The organism is Streptomyces yangpuensis, from assembly GCF_001005295.1.
GTDB classification, from domain to species: Bacteria; Actinomycetota; Actinomycetes; order Streptomycetales; family Streptomycetaceae; genus Streptomyces; species Streptomyces yangpuensis.
This window is the reverse complement of sequence record NZ_LBMK01000004.1, coordinates 226,793-253,546: the sequence shown is the minus strand read 5'-3', so window position 1 is coordinate 253,546 and position 26,754 is coordinate 226,793. Positions and strand designations below refer to the sequence as shown.

Here is a 26,754-nt window from a genome sequence, read left to right as displayed (position 1 = left end):
TCCCCCTCCACTCTCGCCCGGAACGGCCTCCCGCCCAGGCCAGGGACCCCGTAACCCCATTTGCAGGCGGCCGAATAGCGCGCCGATCACCCCTCGGTAAGCTGACGGCATGACAGGACAAGTACGCACCGTCGACGGGCGTGTCGCCGGCCGGCGCGGCCAGGCGACGCGGCAGAAGCTGCTCGACTGCCTCAGCGAGATGCTCAGCTCCTCGCCGTACCGCGACGTCAAGGTGATCGACGTCGCCCGCAAGGCCGGCACCTCCCCCGCGACCTTCTACCAGTACTTCCCGGACGTCGAGGGCGCCGTCCTGGAGATCGCCGAGCAGATGGCCACCGAGGGCGCGCAGTTGACGTCGCTCGTCGAGGGCCGGACCTGGGTCGGCAAGTCCGGATGGTCCGCCGCCGAGGAACTCGTGGACGGTTTCCTGGAGTTCTGGCGTCGCAACGACGCGATCCTGCGCGTGGTCGACCTCGGCGCGGCCGAGGGCGACAAGCGGTTCTACAAGATCCGCATGAAGATCCTGAACTCGGTCACCAACTCCCTCACGGAGTCGGTGAAGGAGCTCCAGGCCAAGGGCAAGGTCGACAAGGACGTCAGCCCCGCCGCGATGGCCGGTTCGCTGGTCGCGATGCTGGCCGCGGTCGCCTCGCACCAGAAGGGCTTCCAGACCTGGGGCGTCAAGCAGGCCGAGCTCAAGCCGAACCTGGCGCTGCTCGTCCACCTCGGCATCACGGGCAAGAAGCCGACCAGGTAACGGCGGACCCGCTCCGGGTCCGCCGCACCCGGCCGGCTCCGCGCCGGCACCTCGACCCGCCCGGGATCAGCGACGCTCCAGGCGGAACAGCCGGATCTCACGCTCGATGCGCGCCTGGTACGTCGCGTACGGCGGCCAGAAACCCAGCACCGCGCGCCACACCTCCGCGCGCTCCTCACCTGCCAGCAGCCGGGCCCGTACGGCTATGTCCTTGCCTTGCCAACTCACGTCTGCTTCAGGGTGCTTGAGCAGGTTCCCGGTCCATGCCGGGTGCCCGGGGCGGCCGAAGTTGGACCCGATCAGGATCCAGCTCCTCCCGCCGTCCTCCGGCATGCACGCGAGCGGCGTGGTGCGCGGTTCGCCGGTCCGGGCGCCCTTCGCGGTGAGGATCACGCCCGGCAGCATCCGCGCGCTCAGCAGGACCTTGCCGCGGGTGAGCCGGTGCACCGCCTTGTCCATGGCGGGGATGAAGTGCGGTGCGATCTTGGCGAACAGCATGGTCGAGGAGACCTTCTGCATCAGCTTGACGCCGGGAGCCACGCGAGCCATCAGACGGCCACCTTCTCGTGTGCGGGCGGGGATGCGGCAGCAGCCGCGGCGGTGGGTGCGGATCCGGGTGCGGCAGGCGTGCCGGGCGTGGGCGTGGCGGAGGCCGACGAGGGTGCGGGCGCGAACAGGCCCGCACGGTCCGCGGCGTGCGCCCGCAGCCGGTGCACCGGGCCGAACAGCAGCTCGTCCGAGGCCGCCCGCTTGAAGTAGAGGTGCGCGTCGTGCTCCCAGGTGAAGCCGATGCCGCCGTGCAGCTGGATCGCCTCCCCCGCCGTCATCCGCAGCGCCTCCAGGGCCTGGGCGAGCGCGAGGCCGCCCTGGTCCGGGTCCCAGGCGGCGTAGTAGGCAGCCGAGCGGGCCGCCTGCACCTGCACGTACAGGTCGGCGAGCCGGTGCTTGACCGCCTGGAAGGATCCGATCGCGCGGCCGAACTGCTCCCGCTGACGGACGTACTCCACGGTGCGCGCGAGCGCCTGGTCCGCCGCCCCGACCGCCTCGGCGGCGAGTACGGCGGAGGCGGTACGCCCGGTGGCGGCGAGGGCCGCCGGCACGCCGGGCTCCCGCCCCCGCTCACCGGCCTGCGCACCCGGATCCGCACCGGGATCTCCGAGCAACTCGGCAGACACGTCGCGCAGTTGGATCAGGGCCTGCGGGCGGGTCTCGTCGAGCACGGCCTGCCGCGACCGTACGAGACCGGGCGCGTCCTCCCGTACGAGGAACAGCAGCGTACGGCTGCACGCGAAGCCGCCGGTGTGCGCGGGAACCAGTAAGAGGGGGGCGCTGTGCCCGTCGAGCACCTGGGCGGCCTCCCCGTACAGGCGCCAGCCGTCACCGGCCGGGGCGGGCCGGGCCTGGATCCCGCCGGCCCGGCCGCCACCGGACCACTGGCCCGTGGCGTCCTCGCCGGTCAGCGCGAGGGCGGTGGCCAGCACCGGACCGGGGACGGCGAGGGCGGCGGTCAGCCCGCCCGACGCCAGCGGCGGGAGCAGCGCGGAGCGCTGGGCCTCGGTGCCGAGGGCCGCGATCAGGGGCGCGCACAGCACGGCGGTCGCCAGCAGCGGCGAGGGCAGCAGCGCACGCCCGGTCTCCTCGCAGGCCAGGGCCAGGTCGGCGGGCGTGCAGCCCACCCCGCCGTACTCCTCGGCCACGGCGATGCCCGGCAGTCCGAGCTGCCGGGAGAGCTGCTGCCACAGCTCGCGGTCGTGTCCGGCAGCGGTGCGGACCGCGGCCTTGACCTCGTCGGGACCGCAGCGTTTGCCCAGGATCTCGCGCAGGGTACGCCGTATCCCGTCCTGCTCCGCGGTGAAGGCGGCATCCATCGTCGGGCTCCTCCCCGTTTCTGACGGGCCGTCATGTTAGGGCGGCGGGCGGCAGAAGCACAGGGGGCGAGGAGACCGGATTGCGGGGGCGGTCGCACACCGGACCGGGCCGGGTCCGACGGGAGGCCTAGCATCTGACGATACGTCAGATGTACCGTCCTCGCATGCCTGGACTCACACCTGGAACCACCCCCCGCCGACGGGTCGCGGTGGTCGGCGTCGCCCTCTCGGACTGCGGCCGGGTGGACGGCCCCACCCCCTACGCCCTGCACGCACAGGCCGCCCGGCGCGCCCTGGCCGACTCCGGCCTCGACCGCTCCGTCATCGACGGCTTCGCCTCGGCCGGTCTCGGCACGCTCGCACCGGTCGAGGTGGCCGAGTACCTCGGGCTGCGCCCCACCTGGGTCGACTCCACCTCCGTGGGCGGCTCGACCTGGGAGGTCATGGCCGCGCACGCGGCGGACGCGATCGCCGCGGGGCACGCCAACGCCGTCCTGCTGGTCTACGGCTCCACGGCGCGCGCCGACATCAAGGCCCGGCGCCGCACGTCGAACCTCTCCTTCGGGGCGCGGGGACCGCTGCAGTTCGAGGTCCCGTACGGCCACACGCTGATCTCCAAGTACGCCATGGCGGCCCGCCGCCACATGCACCAGTACGGGACGACCCTGGAGCAGCTCGCCTCGGTCGCCGTACAGGCCCGGGCGAACGCGGCGGCCAACCCGGACGCGATGTTCCGCGACCCGGTCACCGTCGAGGACGTCCTGTCCGGCGAGATGATCGCCGACCCCTTCACGAAGCTGCACTGCTGCATCCGCTCGGACGGCGGCTGCGCGGTGCTCCTGGCGGCCGAGGACTACGTACCGGACACCGCGAAGGCGCCGGTGTGGATCCTGGGATCGGGCACCGCCGTATCCCACACCACCATGTCCGAGTGGGAGGACTTCACCGTCTCCCCCGCCGCCGTCTCGGGCCGTATCGCCTTCGAACGGGCGGGCCTGACCCCCGCGGACGTGGACCTCGCCGAGATCTACGACGCCTTCACGTACATGACCCTGGTGACCCTGGAGGACCTCGGCTTCTGCGCGAAGGGCGACGGCGGGGCCTTCGTGGAGAAGGGCCGCCTGCTGCGCGACGGAGAACTCCCGGTCAACACCGACGGAGGCGGCCTCTCGGCCTGCCACCCGGGCATGCGGGGCCTGTTCCTGCTGGTGGAGGCGGTCCGCCAGCTACGCGGCGAGGCAGGCCCGGGCCAGGTCACCAAACCCGGCGGCCATCTCCCCCAGGTAGCCCTGGCATCGGGCACGGGCGGCTGGTTCTGCTCCTCGGCCACGGTGCTGCTGGGCCGGGGGTAGGGGGGCGGCGGCGGGGGTGGCGGGACGGGGGCGCGGAGGCAAGGACTGCCCCCGCCCCGCCACCGCACCACCCCGCCTGTCTCTACTTCCGTTCCGCCAGGGTGTCGGCCACCAGGGCGTTCGCGTGGCCGTGGCCCAGGCCGTGTTCCGTCTTGAGCCAGGCGACGAGTTCCATGTGCTTCGTCAGCGGCGAGGTCCTGATGAGGTCCTTCCACTCCGCGATCGGCCGGCCGTACTTCTTCTCGATCGACGGGAAGTAGCCGGCGGGGCCCTTCACGGTGTCGGCCATGGTGAGTCTCCTTCGTTGCGATGCCGTCGTAAGGAAGACCGCCGGGGGAAAGGAAACCGAGCGGGGCGCCCGCGTGACCCGCATCACACCACCCGGCCCGCTGCGCCCGGCCCCTCGGCCGCCCGGCCGCCCGGCCGCCCCGTTCAGGCCGCGCCTAGCCTGGGCGTCATGAGCAGCGAGGGCCGTGAAGGCACTGAAGGCAGCGAGAGCAGCGGGATCGGCGACGAGGAGTTCCACGGCGTCCTGCACGCCCTGCGCGTGTGGGACTCCCCGCTCCCCGGGTTCGACACGGAGGCGGCTCCCGGCGATCCGGTGGCGCTGTTCCGGGAGTGGTTCGTGCACGCCGCGCGGGCCGGGCAGCCGGAGCCGCACACGATGAGCCTGGCCACGGCGGACAGCGAGGGGCGGCCCGACGTACGGACGCTGATGCTGCACGACGTCGACGGGCGGGGCTGGCACTTCGCCTCGCACGCCACGAGCGCCAAGGGCGTGCAGCTGGCCGCGCGGCCGGAGGCGGCGCTCGGCTTCTACTGGCCGTCGGTGGGCCGGCAGGTCCGGGTCCGGGGCACGGTCACCGCCTGCGGGCCGGAGGAGAGCCGGGCGGACCTGGCGGTCCGTTCGCGCGGTGCGCTCGCGGCCGCGCTCACGGGGCGGCAGAGCGAGGTGCTGGGTTCGGTGGGGGAACTGGCGCGGGCCTCGGCGGCCGCCTGGGAGCGGGCCGGGTCGGAGCCGGAGGCGCCGGCTCCGACCTGGACGCGGTACGTACTGGCCCCCGCCGAGGTGGAGTTCTTCCAGGGGGACGCCGCCCGCAGGCACGTCCGCCTGCGCTACCGGCGCGCCGACGGCGGCTCCTGGGTCCGCGAGCTGCTCTGGCCCTGATCCGACCCTGGCGCGGTCGCCGAGGCGCCGACGAGCCGCCGGCCGGCCCCGGGGCCGGCCCGGGCTCAGCCCCTCGGCTCAGGCCGGAAGACCGCTACCCACACGCCTTCCGCGGACTCGCGGAAGGTGACCTTCAGCGGCATGCCGATGCGCAGGGCGGCCGCCTCGCAGTCCACCACCTCGGTCATCATCCGCGGGCCTTCGGCCAGGTCGACGACGGCCGCCGTGTAGGGGACGCGCGTACCGAACGGCGGGAGGTCGTTGCGGTGGATCACCGACCACGTGTACAGGGTGGCCCGGCCGCTCGCGGTCTCCCAGGTCACCCGGTCCTCGTCGGCCCAGCAGTGGGGACAGAACTCGCGCGGGTAGTGGTGCGCCCGTCCGCAGGCGCCGCACCGGCGCAGCAGGAGCCGGCCCTGCGCCGCGGCGTCCCAGTAGGGGCGGGTGAAGTCGTCGGCCTCGGGGAGGTCGTGGCGCACGGTGCCGCTCACAGGAACAGTCCGATCGCCGCGTCGAGGGACCAGGTCTGCCAGGACATGGCGAGGAGCGCGACGAGGGAGATGAGCGCCATCATCGCGTTCTGCCCCTGCTCGGCCCAGTCGTGGATCATCAGCACCAGGTAGAGGAGGTTCAGGAGGAGTCCGCCGATCAGGGCGACCGGGGTCAGGAAGCCGGACACCAGGCCCAGCCCGAGAGCGAGTTCCGCGTAGACGACGACGTACGCCATCACCTTCGGCCGCGGTGCGACGACCCGCTGGAAGCCGCTCCTGACGAAGGTCCAGCGGTGCTTGTCCGCGACGTCGGCGGCCCAGGCGATACCGGTGCCGCGTTCGAACCAGCCCTTCTTGTCCTTGTGCCGCCAGCTCTCCAGCCACCACAGGCCGAGGCCTATCCGGAGCACGGCGAGCCATTCGGCCCCACTGAGCCAGACGGTCTGCATCGGCAGTCCCCACTCCCCTCACCACTTATCTGACGGTACGTCAGTTCAGCGGATGCGGAGCGATCCCGCAAGGCCGCGGAGCGATCCCGCAAGGCCGCGGAGCGATCCCGCAGGCCCCCGGCCGCCCCGGGCCCACCCACGGGTCCGCCCCCGACCCACCCACCGGTCCACCCCTGGCCCGCCCCCGGGTCCGCCTCCGGTCCACCCACCGGTCCACCCCTGGCCCGCCCCCGGGTCCGCCTCCGGTCCGCCCGCGCGACCACCACCGTGACCGATCCGCAATCGATTCCCTCCTTGTCCGAGACCCATCAACCCAGCGTGGCGATACGATCACACCTCATGCCCGCAGTCCCCGCACCCGCAGTCGACATGACCACCCAGCCCCGCCCCGTGTACGTCATCGGGGCCGGCCCCGGCGGCCTCGCCGCGGCCGCCGCGCTGCGCGCCCGCGGGGTCCGTGCCGTGGTCGTCGAGAAGTCCGACGCCGTCGGCGCGTCCTGGCGGCGCCACTACGACCGGCTGCACCTGCACACCACGCGCCGGCTGTCCGCCCTCCCGGGCCTGGCGATGCCCCGCCGGTTCGGACGCTGGGTGTCCCGCGACAACGTCGTGCGCTACCTGGAGAAGTACGCCGAGTTCCACGAGCTGGAACTCGTCACCGGCGTCGAGGTGACCCGGATCGACCCCGGCCCCGAGGACGAGGGCGGCTGGACCCTGCACGCCAGCGGCGGCCGGGTGCTGTCCGCCGCGGCCGTCGTCGTCGCCACCGGCTTCAACCACACGCCCAGGCTGCCCGACTGGCCGGGCCTGGAGTCGTACGCCGGCCGGCTGCTGCACGCCGCCGACTACCGCAACCCCGGGCCGTACGCGGGCCAGGACGTCCTCGTCGTCGGCGTCGGCAACACCGGCGCCGAGATAGCGGCCGACCTCGCCGAGGGCGGCGCGGCCCGGGTACGTCTCGCCGTGCGCACCACCCCGCACATCATGCGCCGCTCCACGGCCGGCTGGCCCGCCCAGCGCAGCGGGATCCTCGTCCGACGGCTGCCGGTGCGGCTCGTGGACCGGCTGGGCGCGCTCGTGGCCCGGGCCTCGGTCCCGGACCTGTCGGCGTACGGGCTCCCGCGCCCCGCCACCGGCCTGTACAGCCGGGTCAAGGAGGGCGCGATCCCGGTCCAGGACGTGGGCCTGGTCGACGCGGTGCGCGCCGGGAAGGTGGAGCCGGTCGCGGCCGTGGCCTCCTTCGACGGTGCGGAGGTGGTGCTCGCGGACGGCTCGCGCATCACCCCGGACGCGGTGATCGCGGCCACCGGCTACCACCGCCGGCTGGAGGGGCTGGTCGGGCACCTCGGGGTGCTGGACGAGCGCGGCCACCCCCGTACGCACGGCGCCCGCACCCCGGCGGAGGCCCGCGGCCTGTACTTCACCGGCTTCACCAACCCCATCAGCGGCATGTTCCGCGAGATGGCCCTGGACGCGGAGAAGATCGCCAAGGCGGTGGCCCGGCAGACGGCGGGCAGCTGAGCCGGCCGCGGGCGGCACGCGGCCACCCCCGCCGGGCTCCGGGGCGATCTCGGCCTGAAGTGCACTCTGGACCCGCTCCACGGGCATCTGTCACCGTTCACCACATCACCTCCACCAGCTTTCCTGCGCAGCCCTGTTCCTGACGGCACGTCAGTTCAGTAATCTGACAGCACGTCAGTTATCGAGTTCCATCGAGGTTCATCGAGCAGGAGCGGGCGGAACGATGCTTGGATCTACTCACGGCACCCTCACCACCGACTTCCGCGCACGGGTCGAGGCCTGCGGGGAGACCCCCAGGACGGCCGTCCATTCCTCGGCCGCACCCTCCGCCGACGACGCGATCCCCGTGGACGTCAGCGGACGGCCGCTGCACGCCGACGTACCCGACCTGGACCGGTTCTTCCGGCCCGAGTCCGTCGCCGTCGTCGGCGCCTCCGACGCCGACGGCAGGCCCAACACCGGCATCACCCGCCGGCTCATCGCCTGGGCGGAACGCGTCGGCGCCCGGATCCACCCCGTGCACCCCACCCGTGCCACCGTCTTCGGGCTGGCCTGCCACACCTCCGTCGCCGACCTGCCCGAACAGGTGGACCTCGCCGTCCTGCTGGTCTCCGATCCGCTGCCCGTCATCGAGGAACTCGCCGACACCAAGGTGAAGTTCGCGGTCGCCTTCGCCTCCGGCTTCGCGGAGACCGGCGACGCCGGGGCCGCCGCCCAGGAACGCCTCGCCGCTGCGGTCGAGCGCTCCGGACTGCGCCTGCTGGGCCCGAACACCAACCTCAACGCCTTCGAGGAGTTCCGGGACGACCTCGACGGCCCGGCGATCGCCCTGATCACCCAGTCCGGACACCAGGGCCGCCCCGTCTACACCCTCCAGGAACTGGGCATCCGGCTGTCCCACTGGGCGCCCACCGGCAACGAGGCCGACCTGGAGACCTCCGACTTCATCTCCTACTTCGCCGAGCAGCCCGAGGTCGGCGCCATCGCCTGCTACGTGGAGGGCCTCAAGGACGGCCGGTCCTTCCTGCTGGCCGCCGACCGGGCCGCCCGCAACGGCGTCCCCGTCGTCGCCGTCAAGGTCGGCCGCACCGAGACCGGCGCCCGCATGGCCGCCTCCCACACCGGGAAGCTGACCGGCGCCGACACCGTCGTGGACGCAGCCATGCGCCAGTTCGGCGTGATCCGCGTCGACGGACTGGACGAGCTCCAGGACACGGCCGCCCTCCTCGCCCGGGCCCGCAGGCCCCGAGCCGACGGCGTCGTCGTGTACTCCATCTCCGGCGGCACCGGCGCCCACTTCTCCGACCTGGCCGCCGAGGCCGGCCTGACCCTGCCCACCCTCTCGCAGGCCAAGCAGGACGAACTCCACCAGTGGATCCCGCCGTACCTGAACGTCGCCAACCCCGTCGACAACGGCGGCCACCCCGTCGGCGACTGGCGCGGCCGGAAGATCATCGACGCGATCCTCGCCGACCCTGAAGTGGGCGTCCTCATCTGCCCCATCACCGGCCCCTTCCCCCCGATGAGCGACCGGCTCGCCCAGGACCTGGCCGACGCCGCCGAGCAGACCGACAAGCTGATCTGCGTGATCTGGGGCTCCCCCGTCGGCACCGAGGACGCCTACCGCACCACCCTCCTCGGTTCCTCCCGCGTGGCCACCTTCCGTACCTTCGGCAACTGCATCACCGCCGTACGCGCCTACCTCGGCCACCACCGCTTCACCACCGGCTACCGCTCGCCCTTCGAGGACGCACCGCGCACGCCGTCGCCCTCGTACCGCAAGGCGCAGGCCCTCATGCGGCCCGGCCAGCAGCTCAGCGAGCACGCCGCGAAGCAGCTCCTGCGGGCCTACGGCATCCGGGTGCCGCGCGAGCAGCTGGTGACGAGCGCGGCGGCGGCCGTGCGTGCGGCCGGGCTGGTCGGCTACCCGGTGGTGATGAAGGCCTCCGGCCCGCAGCTCGGCCACAAGACCGAACTCGGCCTGGTGAAGATCGGCCTGACCTCCGCGAGCCAGATCCGCGACGCCTACCGGGAGCTGACCGACATCGCACGCTACGAGAACGTGCCGCTCGACGGGATCCTGGTCTGCCAGATGGTGGAACGGGGCGTGGAGATGGTCGTCGGCGTCACCCAGGACGACCTCTTCGGCCCGACCGTCACCGTCGGGCTCGGGGGCGTCCTCGTCGAGGTCCTCCACGACGCGGCGGTCCGCGTCCCGCCGTTCGGCGAGGACCAGGCCCGCGCGATGCTCACGGAGCTGCGCGGCCACGCCCTCCTGGAGGGCGTACGCGGCGCTCCCCCGGCCGACGTGGACGCACTGGTGGAGGTCATCCTGCGGATCCAGCGCATGGCCCTGGAGTTCGGCGGCGAACTCGCCGAACTGGACATCAACCCCCTGATGGTCCTCCCCCGCGGCCAGGGCGCGGTCGCCCTGGACGCCCTGGCCATCTGCCGCTGACGCCGCGCCGGCCGCCGCCTCCGTAGCCGGGCCGGAGAACCCAGCCCCGCCGGCGTCCGAGGCACGGGGGCTCGGGGGCAGCGCCCCCGCAACGGCGTCGCCCCACCCACCCCGACCGTCCCGAACGGGAGTCCACGCATGGCCACCGCCCCCGAGGACACCGTCCTCCACCGCCTGGAGAACAGCGTCTCGTGGATCACCCTCAACCGCCCCGAGGCGATGAACGCCGTCACCTGGGCGCAGCGCGAACGCGTCATCGCCCTGCTCGACGACGCCTCCGCCGACCCCGCCGTCCGCGCGGTCGTCCTCACCGCCACCGGCAAGGGCTTCTGCGCGGGCGCCGATCTGCGCGGCGGCCCCGCCACCGGCGGTGACCGCGTCGCCGGGGACGTGGCGCGCATGATCCGGCTCGGCGCGCAGCGCCTGATCACGGCGGTCCTGGACTGCGAGAAGCCGGTGATCGCCGCCGTCAACGGCACGGCCGCCGGCATCGGTGCGCACCTCGCCCTCGCCTGCGACCTCGTGATCGCCGCCGAGGGGGCCCGCTTCATCGAGGTGTTCGTGCGCCGCGGCCTGGTCCCGGACGGGGGCGGCGCGTACCTCCTGCCCCGGCTGGTCGGCCCGCAGAAGGCGAAGGAGCTGATGTTCTTCGGCGACGCCGTCCCGGCGGCCGAGGCGGCCCGGCTCGGCCTGGTCAACAGGGTGGTTGCGGCCGAGGAGCTCCAGGCCGCGGCCCGGGAGTGGGCCGAGCGGCTCGCCCAGGGCCCGACCCGTGCCCTGGCCATGACGAAGCAGCTGGTCAACGCCTCCCTGGACGGCGACCGGGCGGCCGCGCTGACCGCCGAGGCCACCGCTCAGGAGATCAACATGACCACGGCCGACGCGAACGAGGGCGTGGCGAGCTTCGTGGAGCGCCGCACACCCAAGTACCTGGGCCGCTGACCGGCACCGGGGCCGGCCGGCGCCGGCGGGCTACATCTGCGGGTCGGGCTTCAGCAGCGCGAACACCGCGCCGAAGGGGTCCGCGAGCCAGCCGATCCGCCCGACGTCCGGTACGTCGGCGGCCGGCATCAGCACGGTCCCGCCGCTCTCCTTGGCCCGGGCGATGGTGGCGTCGACGTCGCTTACGTGGAAGTACGGCACCCAGCGCGCCTCCTCGCCCGCTCCCGCCCCCGCGCCGTCGCCGAGCGGTGCGACCCCGCCGAAGGAGGCGTCCTCCTGGTCGCCGTCGGCGGTGCTCAGGACCCGGTACGTCATCCCGGGTGTCTGCATCTCGGCGTGCCGCCATCCGAACAGCCCGGCGTAGAAGGCGATGTCCGCGACCGGGTCCGGTACGTGGAGCTCGGCCCACACCAGCGTGTTCTCCGCGGAGGCCACCTCGAATCCCTCGGTCTTGCCGGGCTGCCAGCAGGCGAACTCGGCGCCCTGCGGGTCGGTGAACTGGGCCAGCCATCCCTCGCCCATGACGTCCATGGGTTCCGTCCGCACCCGCCCGCCGCCGGCCCGGACGGCCTCGGCGGTGGCCTGGATGTCGGGGGTCATGAAGTGGTGCATCCAGGCCGACCGGGCCCCTTCCTCGGTGAGCGGTCCGAGGGCGGCGACGGTCCTGCCGTCCCGCCGGAAGAAGCCGTACCCGCCGGCCTCGGGTCCGGCGGAGACGAACTCCCAGCCGAACACGGCCCCGTAGAACCTGGCGGCCGCCTCGGTGTCGGGGCTGCCGAGGTCGAGCCAGTTGGGTGATCCGGTGCGGAAGTCGGTGCCGAGCATGGGCCCTCCTGGGGTACGGCGGCGGTACGGGTCGCAGCCACGATGCCGAGCCTCCTCCCCCACCCCCGCCCACAGCCCCGCCCACCCACCCGGTTTCACCCGTGCGGGTGAACCTCGCACACCGATCCGGCGCAGGGCGCAGCACCGCCGGAGCCCGCCCCCAAGCCCGCCCCCAAGCCGTCCCCACCCCTTCCCATCTGACGAACCGTCAGCTTCAATCGGAAGGGTGATGGGACATGCAGGGATGGCGGCCACCGTCGTCCGATACCTCAGGTCAGTCGGCTCCCCCACCTCCGCCGCGGCGCAGCGGGAGGCCGAGTCCGTCGACGCCCTGCCGCGTCCCGACCTGCGGGCCGTCGGCGACGACGAGCGGGCGCCGGTCAGTCCCGCCGAGTTCCGCGCGGTGCTGGGGAACTTCGCCAGCGGGGTCACGGTCATCACCGCGCCCCCCGGCGAGGACGAGAACGGGCCGGCCGGCTTCGCCTGCCAGTCCTTCGCCTCGCTGTCCCTGGACCCTCCCCTGGTCACCTTCATGGTGGCCCGTACGTCGACCACCTGGCCGCGGATCGCCCGCGCCGGGGTGTTCTGCGTCAACATCCTGGGAGCCGGACAGGGCGAACTGTGCCGGTCCTTCGCCGTCAGCGGCGCCGACAAGTTCGCGGGGGTGACCCACACCCCGGCCCCCGTCACCGGATCCCCGCAGCTCGACGCCGTGCCCGCCTGGATCGACTGCCGGATCCACGCCGTCCACACCGGCGGGGACCACCTCATCGTCGTGGGCCGGGTCGTCGCCATGGGCGCGGCCGGGGAAGGCGATCCGCTTCTCTTCCACAAGGGCCGCTTCGGCCGCCTCGCCGACTGAGAGGGCNNGGCAGCCGTCGTGCAGGGCGGATCAGAAGGTGAGCACCCCACGCGCCACCCGCCCGTGGTGGGCGTCGTCGACGGCCTTCGCGAAGTCCTCGACCGGGTACACCTCCGTGACCAGCTCGTCCAGCAGCAGCCGGCCCTGCCGGTAGAGCTCCGCGTACAGCGCGATGTCCCGTTGCGGGCGCGAGGATCCGTACCGGCAACCCATGATCGTCTTGTCGAGGTACATGGACGAGACGAGGAAGGACGCCTCCTCCTTGAAGCCGGGCACGCCCAGCAGGACCGCCTGCCCGTGCCGGTCGAGCAGGTCGACGGCCTGACGGATCAGCCCGACGTTCCCCACGCACTCGAAGGCGTGGTCGGCGCCGGTCGGCAGGATCTCGCGCACCGCCGCCGGCGCGTCGGCCACCGCGGACGCGTCGATGAAGTGCGTGGCCCCGAACTGCCGGGCCACCGCCTCCTTCGCCGGGTTCGCGTCCACCGCCACGATCGTCGTGGCCCCGGCGATCCGGGCGCCCTGGAGCACGTTCAGCCCGATACCGCCGGTGCCGATGACGACGACCGTCTCGCCGTAGCCGACGCGGGCCCGGTTGAGCACCGCCCCCACCCCGGTCAGCACGCCGCAGCCGATGAGCGCCGCCGACGTCAGCGGGATGTCGGCCGGGATCTTCACCGCCTGCACCGCCTTGACGATCGTCCGCTCCGCGAAGGCCGAGTTCGAGGCGAACTGGAAGAGCGGCTTCCCGCCCCACGAGAACGGCTGCCCCGGCATCCCGATCGCCTTGCGGCACATCGTCGGCCGGCCCCGGTCGCAGTCCGCGCACGCCCCGCAGTTCGCCAGCGTCGACAGCGACACGTGATCGCCGGGCACCACGTGCGTGACCCCCTCGCCGACGGCCTCCACCACGCCCGCGCCCTCGTGCCCCAGCACCACCGGCGGCGGGAACGGGATCGTCCCGTCCATCACCGACAGGTCGCTGTGGCACAGCCCGGCCGCACCGATCGCGACGAGCACCTCCCCCGGCCCCGGATCCCGGATCTCCAGGTCGTCGACCACCCGGGCCTGCTTGCCGTCGAACACGACGCCTCTCACCTGGACTCCTTAGGCAGGCCGAGCACCCGCTCGGCGATGATGTTGCGCTGGATCTCGTCCGAACCGCCGTAGATCGTGTCGGCGCGGGTGAACAGGAACAGGCGCTGCTCCTCGTCGAGTCCGCGCTCGTACGGCACCCCGGGCGCCCAGGCGCCCGGCCCGGCCGCGGCCGCCGCCCCCCGGACCTCCACCGCGAGCTCCCCGAGCCGCCGGTGCCAGCCGCCCCACAGCAGCTTGGCCACGCTCGGCGCGCCCGGATCGCCCTGCGCGCCCAGGGTCCGCAGCGCGTTCCACCGCATGGTCCGCAGTTCGGCCCACTGCCGTACGAGGCGGTCGCGGACCACCGGGTCGGCCGCACCCGAAGCCGCGTACAGGCTCAGGACCCGCTCCAGCTCCGCCGCGAAACCGATCTGCTGGACCAGCGTGGAGACGCCCCGCTCCAGGGCGAGCAGCCCCATGGCCACCGTCCAGCCGTCGCCCTCCGCGCCGACGACCTCCGCCGCGACCGCCCCGTCGAAGAACACCTCGTTGAACTCCGAGGTCCCGGACATCTGCCGGATCGGCCGGACTTCCACGAGGCCGGGCTGGTCCATCCGCACCAGCAGGAAGGACAGCCCCCGGTGGCGTTTCGACCCCGGCTCGGTGCGGGCCAGGACGAAGCACCAGTCGGCCTCCCGGGCGAGGGAGGTCCAGATCTTCTGCCCGGTGACACGGAACAGCCCGTCGGCCGGGTCGCGCACCGCGGCGGTACGGATGCCCGCGAGGTCGGAGCCGGCGCCCGGCTCGCTGTAGCCCTGGCACCACAGTTCCTCGCCCCGTGCGACGGCGGGCAGGAACCGGCGCTGCTGCTCCTGGCTGCCGTAGGCGATCAGGGTGGGCGCGAGGAGGTTCTCCCCGATGTGACCGACCCGGCCGGGTGCGCGCAGCGCCGTGTACTCCTCGGCCCACACCACCTGCCCGGTCAGCGACAGCCGCCGCTGCCCGTACGCCCCGTCCGGCGCGTCCCAGCCCTGCCCGATCCAGCCGCCGCGGCCCAGCTCCCGCTCCCACTCGCGCCGGGCCTCGACCCCCTGGTGCTCGCTGCCCGGCCCGCCGAGGCCGAGGAGTTGCGCGTACGGGCCCACGAGGTGCTCGGCCAGCCACGCCCGGGCATGGCCGCGCAGCTCCTCGTCCTCGGCCCCGAAACCGAAGTCCACGCCGCTCCCCCCGTCAGACGTTGGGGCGGTCCTTGGCGGCCGCCGCCCTGGCCATGGCCTCCAGCTGCGCCAGCATCGGCATCGGGTCGGTGCCGACCGTCCCGGGGAGGAAGTCGGCGATCTTCTCCGGGGTCCAGGAGCCTTCGGCGTATCCGGCGCGCAGCTCGCGCGGCTGTGCCCAGACGGCGATCTTCGGGCCGGCGATCGTGTAGACCTGCCCGGTGATCGGCTCGCCGCCGACGGCGACGGCCTTGTCGGAGAGCAGGTAGGTGACCAGTGCAGCGACGTCCTCGGGCTCGCCGATCTCCCTGAGCTCCATGGGGACGTTCGCGGACATGCGGGTACGGGCGACGGGTGCGACGGCGTTGGCGGTGACCCCGTACTTGGCCAGGCCCAGGGCGGCGGAGCGGACGAGGGAGATGATCCCGCCCTTGGCGGCGCTGTAGTTGGCCTGGGCGACCGAGCCCTGGTGGTTGCCGCTGGTGAAGCCGATCAGGGTGCCCGAGCCCTGGCGGCGCATGACGGCGGAGGCGGCGCGGAAGACGGTGAAGGTGCCCTTGAGGTGGGTGGCGACCACCGGGTCCCACTCCTCCTCGGACATGTTGAAGAGCATGCGTTCGCGCAGGATGCCGGCGACGCAGACGACGCCGTCGATGCGTCCGTACTGCGTGAGCGCGGTGTCGATGATGCGCTGGCCGCCCGCCATGGTGGAGATGTCGTCGGCGACGGCGACGGCCTCCCCGCCGGTGGCCTGGATCTCCTTCACGACGCCGTCAGCGATCTCGCTCGTGGGCTCCGTGCCCTCGATGCCGACGCCGTAGTCGTTGACGACGACCTTGGCGCCCTCGGCGGCCGCGGCCAGTGCCACGGCCCGCCCGATGCCCCGGCCGGCGCCGGTGACGGCGACGACCCTGCCTGCCAAGAAGTTCCCCACGCCCGGCCCCTTCCCGCGTTTTCTGACGGACCGTTAGATTCTATGGGTAGTCAGATGCACGCGCACAAGCCCTCGTTGCCGCATTCACGCAAGGAGCCGTCGACGCCCATGACCCTGCCCGCCGAGTTCCACGACATCGCCAAGCGCGTCAACAACTGGGGACGCTGGGGCGCCGACGACGAGATCGGCACCCTGAACCTGATCACCGACGAGGTCGTACGGGGTGCGGCCGCGGAGATCCGCAGCGGCCGCCGCGTCCCCCTCGCCCTGCCCCTGAAGGAGGACGGCGTCCAGGTCGGCATGATCCCCGGCCGGATCAACCCGCTGCACACGATGGTGCAGATCAACCAGGAACTCTTCGGCCCGGGCACGGTGGCCTGCAGCGACGACGCCGTCAGCATGGGCCTCCAGGCGGGCACCCACTGGGACGCCCTCACCCACGTCTCGCACTCGGGCCGGATCTACAACGGCCGCCCCGCCGGCACCATCACGGCGCACGGCCGGGCCGAGTTCAGCGGCATCGACAAGGCCGCCCCCATCGTCTCGCGCGGGGTGCTCCTCGACGTGGCCCGCGCGAGGGGCCTGGACCGCCTGCCGGGCGACCACGCGGTGACCCCGGCGGACCTGGCGGAGGCCGAGGAGTTCGGCCGGGTCACGGTCCGCCCCGGCGACATCGTCCTGGTCCGCACCGGGCAGATCCAGGTCTACCTGGCGGGCGACCGGCACGGCTACGGCTTCCCCTCCCCCGGGTTGTCCGTCCGTACGCCGGAGTGGTTCCACGCCCGGGACGTGGCCGCCGTCGCGAACGACACCCTGACCTTCGAGATCTTCCCGCCGGAGATCGAGAACCTGTGGCTGCCGGTCCACGCCCTCGACCTGGTGGAGATGGGCATGCACCAGGGCCAGAACTGGAACCTCGAAAAACTGTCCACAGCCTGTGCAGAAGAGGGCCGGTACGCCTTCCTCCTGTCCGCCATGCCCGAACCCTTCGTGGGCGGCACCGGCACCCCCGTGGCCCCGGTGGCCGTCCTCTGAGACCCGCCCCGGGACGCGCCGGGGCGCGTCCGCGCAGGTGGCGCGGGGCGGGGCGACCCCGGCGGTCCCCGTCCCGCACCGGGCGGGAACCATGTTGTGTCCATGACGCGTCACCGTTCTCGCGTCACCCCCCGCTCCTCACCACCCTCACCCGCAGGAGAAGCCCGTGTCCAACCCCTACCAGGCGTCCCCGCCCCCGCCACCGCCGCCGTTCACCCCGGGAACCCCGCCCCGGCGCGGCGGCAACAAGTTCGTCGTCTTCCTGGTCCTGGCGCTGGTCGTCGGCGGCGCGTACGGCGCCTCCAAGGTTCTGGTTGCGGACAAGGGCAATTCCTCCACGTCCACGTCCACGTCCACGTCCGCCTCCGCGACGCCGTCCGCCAAGCCCACGGCCAAGGACCCCGGGTCCCCCGAGTCCTCCTCCGACACCTCCAGCGCCTGGAAGGTCGGCGACTGCGGCGGCCCCGACCCCTCCAAGGGCGCCGACGCGTACAAGCGGACGGGCTGCTCCGACGCCGGGGCCAGCTTCAAGGCCATCGACATCAAGGAGGCCAGCATCCTGCCGGGCTCCATCCAGTGCCCGGCAGGCACGGACGTGATGATCGAGGTGAGCATCTCCTACAACGGCGGCAAGTCGAGCGGCATCCCCACCAACACCGTCTGCGGCCGCAACCTGTCCAACGACCACCCCGGTGACGCGGGCGCCGGCGGCGGCCAGCTCGTCAAGGGCGACTGCGTGACCTCCCAGGCCAAGGAGGTCCCCTGCAGCGGCTCGGGCGCACAGAAGGTCCTCGGCCTCGTCAAGACGAAGGAAGAGTGCCCCTCCGGCACCACGGACCCGATCCGTCTGACCATCGCGGTGGGCCGCCCCTACGACGTGATCTGCACCGACGGCTGACCTCCGCCCGGCGCCCGCCGCACGGCGGCGGGCGCCGCGGCGGCGGCGGGCGCCGCAGTGAGCTGCGGGTGGCGGCGGCGCGCGTGCACGCCCCGAGCGCGGCACGGCAGCCGCCACCCCGCGACCCGCACTCGTCAAGGCGTGTCCTTGGCGTCCCCTCGCGTCGAATCGCTCCACACCAGGGTGATCAACGGGTGACGAACCGTCAACACCTCGTTAGAGGTACATGCGCGGTTCCCGCAGCGGGGTGTGAACTTCCGACGGACAGCACGAGCCGGCCTCGGCCGAGGCGTCGCTCGTCGCGGCGTCCGACTCCACCTTCCGCCCGCGGTCGATCTCGCACCAGATCCGCTTGCCCGCGCCCTCGCGCTGCCAGCCCCACCGGTCGGCCAGACCGTCCACCAGCTCCAGGCCGCGCCCGCCGGTGTCCTCCCCGCACGCCTGGCGGCGGGCCGGCGCCCGGTCGCTCGCGTCGGCCACCTCGACCCGCACCCCCGGCCCCCCGAACAGCATGCGCAGCACGGCCGGACAGCCCGTGTGCACGACCGCGTTCGTGACCAGCTCGGAGATCAGCAGGATCAGCGTCTCGGCGAGCGGCTCGTCATCCCCTATGCCGGACCCCGCCAGACGGGACCGCGCCCACCGGCGCGCCCTCCCGACCTCGGCGGGATCCGCGCCTACCTCCAGCTGAACCTGAAGCACCTGCACCGCTCACACCATCCGAACCGGCGGACACTTCGCCTCGCGACGGGGCGGGATCACCAACCGTGACCCCCTTGCGTAGCAGCATGGTTGACATACAGTCACCACAACAAGCGCTTCGGGCATATTCCCGCGCGAAGGAGTAGGCGTGGTGCATACTGTGCGACGCTCGCGCCGCTCAACCACTCGCATTCGTCGGAGCGTACCGGAGCAGTCCCCCGACTCCGGGCCGTAATGCGGCGGGCGAAGGACACGAACCGATATCGACTCTCCGTAATCGGACATGCGTCCCGCGTCGTTGCTCCCGCACCCCGTTTTCGTTACCCAGCCGGCCCGGCCGTCACACGGAGCCACCACGCCGGACCCGGCTACCCAGCCGGGTCCGGCAGCTCCGCCGAGTCCAGCAGCTCCGCCGCCAGCAGCTCCTCCGCCTCCGCCGCCGTCCGCCACTGCTCGGCCCGCACCCAGGCCCGCTTCAGGTGCAGGTGCACGTCCGCCTCCCAGGTGAAGCCCATCCCGCCGTACACCTGCAGACAGTCCCGGGCGCCCCGTACGGCCGCCTCGTCCGCCAGCAGCTTCGCCGCCGCCACCTCCCCCGGCTCACCCGTCACCGCCGCCGCGTACACCGCCGTACGGGCCACCTCCGCCCGCACCAGCATCTGCGCGCAACTGTGCTTGACCGCCTGGAACGCCCCGATCGGCTGCCCGAACTGCTCGCGCTCGCCCGCGTACCGCACCGCCAGCTCCACCGTCCGCAGCGCGCTCCCGACCTGGAGCGCGGCCGTCAGCAGCGCCCCTTCCGAAACGTACGCGGACCCCTGCGCGGGCCCGTCCCCGGGCGCGGCTGCGCCGCCCCGCCGCCGGACCCGGTGCAGCGGGGTCAGCGGGTCCGCCGCGCGCACCGGCTCGCCGTCCGGGAGCCCGTCCGCGCCCAGCACCGCGTCGGCCTCCGCCAGGTAGGCCACCAGGTCCCCGCCCAGGTCGAAGGCGGTCACCACCGCCGTCCCCGCCGCGGCCCCCGGCACCACCCCGGCGGCGAGGTGCGTCGCCACCAGCGGCCCCGGCACCAGGGCCCGCCCGGCCTCCTCGAAGACGACCGCCGCCTCCGGCAGGCCCAGCCCCACACCGCCCTCGGACTCCGGGATCCGCAGCGCGAAGAAGCCCGCCGCGCCCAGCTCCCGCCACAGCCCGCGGTCCACGGCCGGGCCCGAATCCACCGAAGCGCGCAGCGCCTCCCGCCCGTACCGGCCCTCCAGCAGGTCCCGTACGCCCGCCCGCAGGTCTCGCTGCTCCTCCGTCGGCTGGAAGTCCATCCCGCTCACCGGCCCTTCGGGAGGCCGAGGATCCGCTCGGCGACGATGTTCCGCTGGATCTGCGAGGTGCCCGCCGCGATCGTGTACGAGAGGGACGAGAGCCGCTCCAGGGTCCACTCCTCGTCCAGCGACAGCGACGCCGCCCCCAGGACCTCGGCCGCCACGTCGTACAGCTCCTGGCGGGCATGCGAGTAGGCGAGCTTGAAGACCGAGCCGCCGATGCCGGGCACCCCGCCGGAGCGCTCCGACTCGCTGACGTTCCACTGGGTCAGCCGCCACAGCGCGCCGAACTCCCCGTAGAGCCGCCCCAGCCGGCGCCGCAGCACCGGGTCGTCCCAGCGGCCGTTCGCCTTCGCCGTACGGGCCAGCCCGCCCAGGGTCCGGCGGCACGCGACGACCTCGCCGACGAAGGCGGTGCCCCGCTCGAAGGACAGCGTGACCATGGTGACCCGCCAGCCGTCGTTCTCCGCGCCCACCCGGTTGGCGACCGGGACCCGCACCTCGTCGAGGAACACCTCGGCGAACTCCGTCGACCCCGCGAGCGTGCGCAGCGGCCGCACCGTCACCCCGGGCGCGTCCATCGGCATGGCCAGCCAGGAGATCCCGCGGTGCTTGGGGACCTCGGCGCTGACGGGCTGCGTGCGCACGAGGAGCTCGCACCAGTCGGCGACTTCCGCGTGCGAGGTCCAGATCTTCGACCCTGTGATCACGTAGTGGTCGCCGTCGCGGACCGCGCGCGTGCGCAGGGAGGCCAGGTCGGAGCCCGCGTCCGGCTCGCTGAAGCCCTGGCACCACACCTCGTCGCCGCGCAGTACGGGCGGCAGCCAGCGCGCCCGCTGCCCGGCCGTGCCCTCGGCGGCGATCGTCGGGCCCGCGTGCAGCAGCCCGACGAAGTTCGCGCCGACGTACGGGGCCCCGGCGCGCTCCGTCTCCTCCAGGAAGATCAGGTGCTGGGTGGGGGTGGCGCCGCGGCCGCCCGCGTCCACCGGCCAGTGCAGGCCCGCGTACCCGGCCTCGTACAGCCGGCGCTGCCAGCCCAGGTCGTAGGCGCGCCGGCCCGGCCAGTCGTCGGGGGACGGCCGGGCGGGCAGCTCGGGGAGGGTCTTCGCGAGCCACTCGCGCAGCCGTGCCCGGAAGTCCCGCTCCTCCGCGGTGTACGTCAGGTCCATCAGCGGCCCTTGATCCGGTCCCGGTCCAGGTCCCGGTCCCGGTGCTTGTCCAGGTCCCGGTCCCGGTCCCGGCCCCGGTGCTTGTCCAGGTCCAGGCCGAGCATGCGGATGGCGTTGCCGCGCATCAGCTTGTAGACGGTCTCCTCGTCCAGTCCCCGCACGTGGTCGAGGGCGACCTCCTTGGTGTGCGGGAAGGTCGAGTCCACGTGCGGGTAGTCGGTCTCGAAGGTGGCGTTGTCGCGGCCGACGACGTCGAGCGAGGCGATCCCGTGCTTGTCGCGGAAGAAGCAGCAGAAGATCTGCCGGTAGTAGTACGTCGACGGCGGCTCGGGGATCAGGTCGCGCACCCCGCCCCACGCCCGGTGCTCCTCCCACACGTCGTCCGCACGCTCCAGGGCGTACGGGATCCAGCCCATCTGGCCCTCGCTGTAGGCCAGCTTGAGCGTCGGGAACTTCACCAGGACGCCGCTGAAGAGGAAGTCCATCATCGAGGCCATCGCGTTGTTGAAGCTGAGCGACGCCTGCACGGCGGGCGGCGCGTCCGGGGAGGCCGCGGGCATCTGGGAGCTGGACCCGATGTGCATGTTGACCACCGTGCCGGTCTCCTGGCAGACGGCGAAGAAGGGGTCCCAGTAGCCGGAGTGGATGGAGGGGAGTCCGAGGTGGGTGGGGATCTCGGAGAAGGTCACGGCGCGGACTCCGCGGGCCGCGTTGCGCCGGATCTCGGCCACCGCCAGGTCGATGTCCCACAGCGGGATGATGCACAGCGGGATCAGCCGGCCGCCGCTGTCGCCGCACCATTCCCCGACCATCCAGTCGTTGTAGGCGCGTACGCAGGCGAGGGCCACCTCCTTGTCGTGCGCCTCGGCGAAGGTCTGCCCGCAGAAGCGCGGGAAGGTCGGGAAGCACAGGGAGGCCTCGACGTGGTTGAGGTCCATGTCGGCGAGGCGCGCCTTGGGGTCCCAGCACCCCTGGCGCATCTCCTCGCGGGTGATCCCCTCCAGCGTCATGTCGTCGCGGTCGAAGCCGACGGCGGCGATGTTGCGCTTGTACGGGAACTTCAGGTCCTCGTAGATCCACCAGTCGGTCGGCGGGCCGTCCGGGTCCATGGTGATCACGTACTTACCGCCCGTGTACTGCAGCTCGCCGATGCCGGCCGTGAGCGCCTTGGGGCCGCGGTCGCGGTACTTGGCAGGCAGCCAGACGTCGAACAGGTGCGCGGGCTCGATCACATGGTCGTCGACGCTGATGATCCGAGGCAGTTCCATGGGCTCCCCAATCCGGTGCCGATCCGGTGCCGATCCGATGCCGATCCCGTGCCGATCTGATGGATCGTCAGAAACAAGCTAGCCCCGCCACCCCTGGACCGACAAGCGTCGGCGCTCTACGCTCTGCGCTTGATCTGACTAACCGTCAGCTCATCGGCCAAGGGGAGGTCTGGGATGACGGACACCGCGACCGCGACAGAGCTGAGCCGCTCCCGCACCCTGTGGGAACTCATCACCCGCCGGGCCGCACTCACCCCGGACGCCACCGTCCTGATCGAAGCCGCCGAGGACCCCGCCGCCGACCGGCACCTCACCTTCGGAGAACTGCGCGACCGCGCCGAACGCGTCGCCGCAGGCCTCCACGACATGGGCGTACGCCCCGGCACCGTCGTCGCCTGGCAGCTCCCCACCCGCATCGAGACCGTGCTGCTCACCTTCGCCCTCGCCCGGATCGGAGCCGTCCAGACCCCCGTCATCCCCTTCTACCGCGACCGCGAGGTCGGCTTCGCGCTCCGCGAGGCCAAGGCCGAGTTCTTCGCCGTCCCCGGCGTGTGGCGGGGCCACGACCACCACGCCATGGCCCGCAGGCTCGGCGCCCGCGGCGTCTTCGAGGCCTACGACTCCCTCCCGGACGGCGACCCGGCCGTACTGCCCCCGCCGCCCGCCTCCGGAACCGACGTCCGCTGGATCTACTGGACCTCCGGCACCACCTCCGACCCCAAGGGTGTCCTGCACACCGACCGCTCCCTCATCGCCGGCGGCTCCTGCCTCGCGCACGCCCTGCGCCTGACCCCGTCCGACGTAGGCTCGATGGCCTTCCCCTACGCACACATAGCCGGACCGGACTACACGGTGATGCTGCTGCTCTACGGCTTCCCCGCGGTCCTCTTCGAGAAGTTCGCGATGCCGGACGCCCTCGACGGCTACCGCCGCCACGGCGTCACCGTCGCCGGCGGATCGACGGCCTTCTACTCCATGTTCCTCACGGAACAGCGCAAGGCCCCGGACGTCCCCCTCATCCCCACCCTCCGCCTCCTCGCGGGCGGCGGAGCCCCCAAACCCCCGGAGATCTACCACGCGGTGGTCCGCGAACTCGGCTGCCGGCTCACCCACGGCTACGGCATGACCGAAGTACCCATGATCACCATGGGCGACCCGGACGACACTGCGGAGAACCTCGCCACCACCGAGGGCCGGCCTCCGCAGGGCATGTCCATCCGCATCACCACCCCCGGCGGCACCCCCCTCCCCCCGCACACGGACGGCGAGGTCCGCCTGCGCGGCGAGGCGGTCTGCCAGGGCTACCTGGGCGGCGACCCGTCCGCCGAGGTCTTCGACGCCGACGGCTACCTGATCACCGGTGACCTGGGCCACCTCACCCCCGACGGCTACCTGGTCCTGACCGGCCGCAGCAAGGACGTCATCATCCGCAAGGGCGAGAACATCTCCGCCAAGGAGATCGAGGACCTCCTCCACCGCCTCCCGGGCGTCGCGGACGTCGCCGTCATCGGCCTCCCCGACCAGACCCGCGGCGAACGCGTCTGCGCCGTCGTCGAACAGCCCCCGGGAGCCGCCCCCCTCACCCTCCCCCAGCTCACGGCATACCTCCGCACGGAAGGCCTCGCCACCCACAAACTCCCCGAACAACTGGAACTCCTGGACGCCCTCCCCCGCAACGAAGCCCTCCGCAAGGTCCTCAAGTACAAACTCCGCGAGCGCTACGCGTAGGGCGGCCGGGCCGGGCCGGTACGGGCACCCGCGTACGCGAACCCCCGCCGGGGTCGGGGCACGGCGTAAGCCGGCCGGGCCGGGGGCGGTGAGACGCGGGGCGGTGAGGCGAGCGGGATGCACGGGGGCGGCATCGGAGCTGTTCCGGGGTTTTCCCGTCCGTGGGCTTTACCCCGACAGTGGACACTTCTGAGAAGCGGATCTCCGGGTCCGTGGAGAGGATGTCCTCATGGGTGCTGCGAGGTACTCGGGGGAGTTCAAGCGGGACGCGGTCGCGCTGGTGGAGCCCAGCGGGCAGCGCATCCCGTCGGTGGCACGGGAGCTGGGCGTCAACCCGGAGTCACTGCGCCAGTGGGTCGCGCGCTCGCGTGCGGAAGCGGCGGCGTCCGGTGCGGAGGTCATCCCGAAGTGTAGGGGGCCGACTCCGACATCAGCGGCGCCGATGCCTGCCGCAGACCGCAGACCGCTCACGCTCGAGGAGCACTCTGGTGTCCTCGCTGCTCGTGGCAGCGAGGACACCAGTCGTCAGGCGGCGCGGGCTGCGGGTAGCCGCGAGACCCACGTCGTGATCTCGGTCAGGTGCCTGGGTCGCAGCCCGTGGTGTGAGTCGGGCTGAACGAGGAGAGTCGGCGTTCCCTTGGCTGTCCGCTCCGCCGCCCAGGCGTGGTCGTGGTCGGTGAAGTCGTCGTCGACCCAGGCGACCGCCGACCCGCCGAGCCACGGTTCGACGTGGTCGCGCTTCCAGAGGTAGCCGTTGGGGTGGCTGGTGGTGATCTCGGGGCGGGGGAGATCGAGGTACGGGAACTCCGGCAGTCCGAGGAGCGGCCCGACGATGGTGGTGGCGTCCTTGCGCCAGCTCGTGCACCACACGGGGGCGACGAGAGTGCCAGCAAGGAAGCTGGCGAGCAACGGGCCGTGGCCGGGGTTGAGCCAGATCGGTACAGGGTTGTCGGGGTCGCGGCCCGTGGGCAGGACGGTGTGGCGGACGTGGGTGGGCGGGGTGCTGCCGTCGGCTGCCGGGAACGGTATGAGGACGCCGTCGATGTCGAGCAAGAGATAGGGCAGGGGCATCGTTGCCTCCATCGGTCAGGATTTCCGGGCGGCGATCATGAGAGTGGTGAGCCACGGGTCGAGGCGCGGGTGCCGCAGCTCGATGGCCGAGGTGATCCGCAGGCCGGTACGGGAGAGATGGGCGGCCCAGCGGTGGGCGTCGAACTCCCAGCGGGCGATGGGCAGCCGGGTGCGGTCGGGCATGGTGACGTAGTCCTGGCGGGGACGGTCGTCCGTCGAAGGATGTCTTCCTGCCCGTGCCGGGTGGGGGACGGAGAAGGCCAGTACGCCACCCGGTACCAGACGACGGGAGACTGCAGCGAGCAGAAGCTCAGGGGCGACCAGGCCGACGGCGCCGAAGACCGAGTAGATCACGTCGAAGGTCTGGCCGTTGGCTTGGAGGTGGTGCAGTGCGTGGCCGGCGGCGAAGGTGGCGCCGTCGATGTGGCCATAGTGGGAGCGTGCTCGCCGTACCTGGAGGCCGACCAGGTCGACTCCGGTGACGCGGGCCTGGTGGTGTTGGGCGAGGTGGGCGACGTTGTGGCCGGGGCCGCAGCCCAGCTCCAGGATGAGCTTGCCGCGAAGGTCACGGCCGAGGATCTCCGCGCCGGGGCCCAGGCCGGGGTGGGTGCTCCACTCCATCCGTGTCGGAGGACTGACGGCGTGGGCCGGGGCGGTGGTCAGGCGCTGGGCCGCGTGGGCGTACCAGGGAGAGACCTGGGCGAGCACCTAGACCTCCAGGAGTTGGACCACGTCATTCAGGTGGCGGCGAACGACGGGGACGTACGCGAAGTCCCTGGTCGGGTCGTTGATCCAGCGGATCGCCTGCTCCATGAACCACTCGACGGCCCACATGCGATGCCAGCCCAGGGCCCATGCCTCGGCGGTCAGGCCGCCCCGGGCGGCGAGGGTGTCCTCGTGCCCGCCTGCGGTGACGTACTGCTCCAGGAACACCCGCAGCCGGACGGGGCTGGGCGTCTCGGTGGTGCCGTGGTAGGAGGCGAGGTCGATCAGGCCGGGGCCGGTGAAGGCGCGGGCGAAGTCGAGGAGGTGCCAGCCCTCCTCCCCGATGTGGACGCTCGTGGGGTGGAACTCGGAGTGCACCCAGCCGAAGGGGTCGAGCGTCGCCCCCTGGGCGCGGGCTTCGGCTGCTGCGGAGATCTTCCCCAGCGCGGTCTCGATGTCGTCGCAGTCCGTCCACCTGTCGGCCTTTCGAAGCCGCTGGAGGTGGTCGAGGGCCCGCCCGGGCAGGGCCGCGAGGCACGCGCCGTCCAGGAAGGGCAGGCCGCTGGCCGGGCGGGCGGCGTGGAGCATCACGGCGGCGGCGACGCCGTCGAGGTCGTCGGCGTCCCGTACGGGGGTGCCGAGGTCGTCCATGAGCATGCCGAGCCACTTGTCCTGCATGGCGGTGGCGTGAAGCTCGGGGACGGGCAGCCCGCGCTGGTGGGCGATCCGCAGGGCCTGGGCCTCGCGGTCGAAGGGCTCTTTGGCGTACTTGAAGACGGCCGTGGTGCCGTCGGGGAAGGTGACGCGCTCGACTCCGGACATGCCCCAGACGCGGATCTCCGTGCGTTCGGGGAGGGGCTTGCGGATGAGGGCGCACAGGTCGTCCAGCAGGGTGGCGGTCAGGCTCTGGTCCATGGGGTGTCTCCAGGGGCTGGTTGGCTCCG

27 protein-coding genes are annotated in these 26,754 nt (G+C 72.8%); 11 read left to right on the top strand and 16 right to left on the bottom strand.

Features of this window, described 5'->3' with window-relative positions:
- Window positions 1–109 precede the first annotated feature (109 nt).
- Complete coding sequence (locus AAT21_RS22580) at window positions 110–757, top strand: TetR family transcriptional regulator (RefSeq protein ID WP_030031188.1); 648 nt, start codon at window positions 110–112, stop codon at window positions 755–757.
- 66 nt (window positions 758–823) lie between these two features.
- Here AAT21_RS22580 and AAT21_RS22575 read toward each other — a convergent pair whose 3' ends face one another.
- Both AAT21_RS22575 and AAT21_RS22570 read right to left on the bottom strand, forming a co-directional pair.
- Window positions 824–1,306: a nitroreductase family deazaflavin-dependent oxidoreductase gene (locus AAT21_RS22575; protein WP_200904446.1), complete on the bottom strand. Its 483-nt coding sequence runs from the start codon at window positions 1,304–1,306 to the stop codon at window positions 824–826.
- Window positions 1,306–2,625: an acyl-CoA dehydrogenase family protein gene (locus tag AAT21_RS22570; RefSeq protein ID WP_079025888.1), complete on the bottom strand. Its 1,320-nt coding sequence runs from the start codon at window positions 2,623–2,625 to the stop codon at window positions 1,306–1,308. The genes AAT21_RS22575 and AAT21_RS22570 overlap by 1 nt, the downstream gene beginning before the upstream one ends.
- 164 nt (window positions 2,626–2,789) lie before the next feature.
- Between AAT21_RS22570 and AAT21_RS22565 the strand changes: the two genes are divergently transcribed.
- A complete protein-coding gene (locus AAT21_RS22565; RefSeq protein ID WP_046778773.1) occupies window positions 2,790–3,977 on the top strand; it encodes a thiolase C-terminal domain-containing protein in 1,188 nt (395 codons plus the stop codon).
- Window positions 3,978–4,059: 82 nt separating this feature from the next.
- On the opposite strand, the gene AAT21_RS22560 is transcribed toward AAT21_RS22565, so the two are convergent.
- The gene (locus tag AAT21_RS22560) at window positions 4,060–4,266 is read right to left on the bottom strand and encodes a DUF4287 domain-containing protein (protein ID WP_046778772.1); all 207 of its coding nucleotides are present in this window, start codon (window positions 4,264–4,266) and stop codon (window positions 4,060–4,062) included.
- A gap of 168 nt (window positions 4,267–4,434) precedes the next feature.
- On the opposite strand from AAT21_RS22560, the gene AAT21_RS22555 reads away from it, so the two are divergent.
- The gene (locus AAT21_RS22555; protein WP_046778771.1) at window positions 4,435–5,145 is read left to right on the top strand and encodes a pyridoxine/pyridoxamine 5'-phosphate oxidase; all 711 of its coding nucleotides are present in this window, start codon (window positions 4,435–4,437) and stop codon (window positions 5,143–5,145) included.
- 65 nt (window positions 5,146–5,210) lie between these two features.
- Here the strand turns inward: AAT21_RS22555 and AAT21_RS22550 are convergent, their stop codons facing one another.
- Both AAT21_RS22550 and AAT21_RS22545 read right to left on the bottom strand, forming a co-directional pair.
- Entirely contained in the window at window positions 5,211–5,636 is a 426-nt protein-coding gene (locus AAT21_RS22550) for a Zn-ribbon domain-containing OB-fold protein (RefSeq protein ID WP_046778770.1), read from the bottom strand.
- Window positions 5,633–6,085, bottom strand: a complete 453-nt coding sequence (locus AAT21_RS22545) for a hypothetical protein (RefSeq protein ID WP_046778769.1) — start codon at window positions 6,083–6,085, stop codon at window positions 5,633–5,635. Before AAT21_RS22545 ends, AAT21_RS22550 begins: the two co-directional genes overlap by 4 nt.
- Before the next feature lie 339 nt (window positions 6,086–6,424).
- Here AAT21_RS22545 and AAT21_RS22540 point away from each other — a divergent pair, with 339 nt between their 5' ends.
- From AAT21_RS22540 to AAT21_RS22530, 3 genes are all read left to right on the top strand, one after another.
- A complete protein-coding gene (locus tag AAT21_RS22540) occupies window positions 6,425–7,606 on the top strand; it encodes a flavin-containing monooxygenase (RefSeq protein WP_046778768.1) in 1,182 nt (393 codons plus the stop codon).
- A gap of 223 nt (window positions 7,607–7,829) precedes the next feature.
- Window positions 7,830–10,064, top strand: a complete 2,235-nt coding sequence (locus AAT21_RS22535) for an acetate--CoA ligase family protein (RefSeq protein WP_046778767.1) — start codon at window positions 7,830–7,832, stop codon at window positions 10,062–10,064.
- Between the two features lie 138 nt (window positions 10,065–10,202).
- On the top strand, window positions 10,203–11,006 hold the full coding sequence (locus tag AAT21_RS22530) for an enoyl-CoA hydratase/isomerase family protein (protein ID WP_046778766.1): 804 nt from the start codon (window positions 10,203–10,205) through the stop codon (window positions 11,004–11,006).
- A 30-nt stretch (window positions 11,007–11,036) separates the two neighbouring features.
- On the opposite strand, the gene AAT21_RS22525 is transcribed toward AAT21_RS22530, so the two are convergent.
- Window positions 11,037–11,831, bottom strand: coding sequence for a VOC family protein (locus AAT21_RS22525; RefSeq protein ID WP_046778765.1), 795 nt, complete (start codon window positions 11,829–11,831; stop codon window positions 11,037–11,039).
- Window positions 11,832–12,075: 244 nt separating this feature from the next.
- Here AAT21_RS22525 and AAT21_RS22520 point away from each other — a divergent pair, with 244 nt between their 5' ends.
- Entirely contained in the window at window positions 12,076–12,693 is a 618-nt protein-coding gene (locus tag AAT21_RS22520) for a flavin reductase family protein (protein ID WP_046778764.1), read from the top strand.
- Window positions 12,694–12,723: 30 nt separating this feature from the next.
- On the opposite strand, the gene AAT21_RS22515 is transcribed toward AAT21_RS22520, so the two are convergent.
- Genes AAT21_RS22515 through AAT21_RS22505 form a run of 3 tightly spaced genes read right to left on the bottom strand, consistent with a single transcriptional unit; the run spans window position 12,724 to window position 15,921 of the window.
- The gene (locus AAT21_RS22515) at window positions 12,724–13,791 is read right to left on the bottom strand and encodes a Zn-dependent alcohol dehydrogenase (protein ID WP_046778763.1); all 1,068 of its coding nucleotides are present in this window, start codon (window positions 13,789–13,791) and stop codon (window positions 12,724–12,726) included.
- Window positions 13,788–14,987 carry an acyl-CoA dehydrogenase family protein gene (locus AAT21_RS22510; protein WP_046778762.1) on the bottom strand — a complete coding sequence of 400 codons (1,200 nt, stop codon included), beginning with the start codon at window positions 14,985–14,987 and terminating at the stop codon, window positions 13,788–13,790. The genes AAT21_RS22515 and AAT21_RS22510 overlap by 4 nt, the downstream gene beginning before the upstream one ends.
- Window positions 14,988–15,000: 13 nt before the next feature.
- Complete coding sequence (locus AAT21_RS22505) at window positions 15,001–15,921, bottom strand: SDR family oxidoreductase (protein WP_046778761.1); 921 nt, start codon at window positions 15,919–15,921, stop codon at window positions 15,001–15,003.
- A gap of 108 nt (window positions 15,922–16,029) precedes the next feature.
- Here AAT21_RS22505 and AAT21_RS22500 point away from each other — a divergent pair, with 108 nt between their 5' ends.
- Complete coding sequence (locus tag AAT21_RS22500) at window positions 16,030–16,956, top strand: cyclase family protein (RefSeq protein ID WP_046778760.1); 927 nt, start codon at window positions 16,030–16,032, stop codon at window positions 16,954–16,956.
- Between the two features lie 166 nt (window positions 16,957–17,122).
- A complete protein-coding gene (locus AAT21_RS22495) occupies window positions 17,123–17,854 on the top strand; it encodes a hypothetical protein (protein ID WP_327152756.1) in 732 nt (243 codons plus the stop codon).
- Window positions 17,855–18,070: 216 nt separating this feature from the next.
- On the opposite strand, the gene AAT21_RS22490 is transcribed toward AAT21_RS22495, so the two are convergent.
- From AAT21_RS22490 to AAT21_RS22475, 4 genes are all read right to left on the bottom strand, one after another.
- Window positions 18,071–18,562 carry an ATP-binding protein gene (locus AAT21_RS22490; RefSeq protein WP_046778759.1) on the bottom strand — a complete coding sequence of 164 codons (492 nt, stop codon included), beginning with the start codon at window positions 18,560–18,562 and terminating at the stop codon, window positions 18,071–18,073.
- Window positions 18,563–18,924: 362 nt separating this feature from the next.
- Complete coding sequence (locus tag AAT21_RS22485; RefSeq protein WP_046778758.1) at window positions 18,925–19,869, bottom strand: acyl-CoA dehydrogenase family protein; 945 nt, start codon at window positions 19,867–19,869, stop codon at window positions 18,925–18,927.
- Between the two features lie 5 nt (window positions 19,870–19,874).
- Entirely contained in the window at window positions 19,875–21,038 is a 1,164-nt protein-coding gene (locus AAT21_RS22480) for an acyl-CoA dehydrogenase (protein ID WP_046778757.1), read from the bottom strand.
- Complete coding sequence (locus tag AAT21_RS22475; protein ID WP_235439102.1) at window positions 21,038–22,306, bottom strand: amidohydrolase family protein; 1,269 nt, start codon at window positions 22,304–22,306, stop codon at window positions 21,038–21,040. The genes AAT21_RS22480 and AAT21_RS22475 overlap by 1 nt, the downstream gene beginning before the upstream one ends.
- 174 nt (window positions 22,307–22,480) lie before the next feature.
- Between AAT21_RS22475 and AAT21_RS22470 the strand changes: the two genes are divergently transcribed.
- Window positions 22,481–24,034, top strand: coding sequence for an AMP-binding protein (locus tag AAT21_RS22470; protein ID WP_046778756.1), 1,554 nt, complete (start codon window positions 22,481–22,483; stop codon window positions 24,032–24,034).
- Window positions 24,035–24,263: 229 nt separating this feature from the next.
- Window positions 24,264–24,650, top strand: a complete 387-nt coding sequence (locus tag AAT21_RS40065; protein ID WP_079025887.1) for a transposase — start codon at window positions 24,264–24,266, stop codon at window positions 24,648–24,650.
- On the opposite strand, the gene AAT21_RS22465 is transcribed toward AAT21_RS40065, so the two are convergent.
- From AAT21_RS22465 to AAT21_RS22455, 3 genes are read right to left on the bottom strand one after another with little or no spacing between them, the layout of a single operon-like run.
- A complete protein-coding gene (locus AAT21_RS22465) occupies window positions 24,560–25,105 on the bottom strand; it encodes an HAD domain-containing protein (RefSeq protein ID WP_046778755.1) in 546 nt (181 codons plus the stop codon). The genes AAT21_RS40065 and AAT21_RS22465 overlap by 91 nt on opposite strands.
- A gap of 15 nt (window positions 25,106–25,120) precedes the next feature.
- Window positions 25,121–25,813, bottom strand: a complete 693-nt coding sequence (locus AAT21_RS22460; RefSeq protein WP_046778754.1) for a class I SAM-dependent methyltransferase — start codon at window positions 25,811–25,813, stop codon at window positions 25,121–25,123.
- Window positions 25,814–26,725, bottom strand: coding sequence for a phosphotransferase family protein (locus tag AAT21_RS22455; protein WP_046778753.1), 912 nt, complete (start codon window positions 26,723–26,725; stop codon window positions 25,814–25,816). It abuts the gene before it with no gap.
- Between the last annotated feature and the right edge of the window lie 29 nt (window positions 26,726–26,754).

What these genes read in the sequence shown, in the direction of transcription:
- AAT21_RS22530 (WP_046778766.1), top strand. Translation starts at nt 10,203, where the DNA reads ATGGCCACCGCCCCCGAGGACACCGTCCTCCACCGCCTGGAGAACAGC.
- AAT21_RS40065 (WP_079025887.1), top strand. Translation starts at nt 24,264, where the DNA reads ATGGGTGCTGCGAGGTACTCGGGGGAGTTCAAGCGGGACGCGGTCGCG.
- AAT21_RS22575 (WP_200904446.1), bottom strand. Translation starts at nt 1,306, where the DNA reads ATGGCTCGCGTGGCTCCCGGCGTCAAGCTGATGCAGAAGGTCTCCTCG.
- AAT21_RS22470 (WP_046778756.1), top strand. Translation starts at nt 22,481, where the DNA reads ATGACGGACACCGCGACCGCGACAGAGCTGAGCCGCTCCCGCACCCTG.
- AAT21_RS22500 (WP_046778760.1), top strand. Translation starts at nt 16,030, where the DNA reads ATGACCCTGCCCGCCGAGTTCCACGACATCGCCAAGCGCGTCAACAAC.
- AAT21_RS22475 (WP_235439102.1), bottom strand. Translation starts at nt 22,306, where the DNA reads ATGGAACTGCCTCGGATCATCAGCGTCGACGACCATGTGATCGAGCCC.
- AAT21_RS22520 (WP_046778764.1), top strand. Translation starts at nt 12,076, where the DNA reads ATGGCGGCCACCGTCGTCCGATACCTCAGGTCAGTCGGCTCCCCCACC.
- AAT21_RS22480 (WP_046778757.1), bottom strand. Translation starts at nt 21,038, where the DNA reads ATGGACCTGACGTACACCGCGGAGGAGCGGGACTTCCGGGCACGGCTG.
- AAT21_RS22485 (WP_046778758.1), bottom strand. Translation starts at nt 19,869, where the DNA reads ATGGACTTCCAGCCGACGGAGGAGCAGCGAGACCTGCGGGCGGGCGTA.
- AAT21_RS22465 (WP_046778755.1), bottom strand. Translation starts at nt 25,105, where the DNA reads ATGCCCCTGCCCTATCTCTTGCTCGACATCGACGGCGTCCTCATACCG.
- AAT21_RS22555 (WP_046778771.1), top strand. Translation starts at nt 4,435, where the DNA reads ATGAGCAGCGAGGGCCGTGAAGGCACTGAAGGCAGCGAGAGCAGCGGG.
- AAT21_RS22540 (WP_046778768.1), top strand. Translation starts at nt 6,425, where the DNA reads ATGCCCGCAGTCCCCGCACCCGCAGTCGACATGACCACCCAGCCCCGC.
- AAT21_RS22560 (WP_046778772.1), bottom strand. Translation starts at nt 4,266, where the DNA reads ATGGCCGACACCGTGAAGGGCCCCGCCGGCTACTTCCCGTCGATCGAG.
- AAT21_RS22455 (WP_046778753.1), bottom strand. Translation starts at nt 26,725, where the DNA reads ATGGACCAGAGCCTGACCGCCACCCTGCTGGACGACCTGTGCGCCCTC.
- AAT21_RS22525 (WP_046778765.1), bottom strand. Translation starts at nt 11,831, where the DNA reads ATGCTCGGCACCGACTTCCGCACCGGATCACCCAACTGGCTCGACCTC.
- AAT21_RS22570 (WP_079025888.1), bottom strand. Translation starts at nt 2,625, where the DNA reads ATGGATGCCGCCTTCACCGCGGAGCAGGACGGGATACGGCGTACCCTG.
- AAT21_RS22545 (WP_046778769.1), bottom strand. Translation starts at nt 6,085, where the DNA reads ATGCAGACCGTCTGGCTCAGTGGGGCCGAATGGCTCGCCGTGCTCCGG.
- AAT21_RS22565 (WP_046778773.1), top strand. Translation starts at nt 2,790, where the DNA reads ATGCCTGGACTCACACCTGGAACCACCCCCCGCCGACGGGTCGCGGTG.
- AAT21_RS22535 (WP_046778767.1), top strand. Translation starts at nt 7,830, where the DNA reads ATGCTTGGATCTACTCACGGCACCCTCACCACCGACTTCCGCGCACGG.
- AAT21_RS22580 (WP_030031188.1), top strand. Translation starts at nt 110, where the DNA reads ATGACAGGACAAGTACGCACCGTCGACGGGCGTGTCGCCGGCCGGCGC.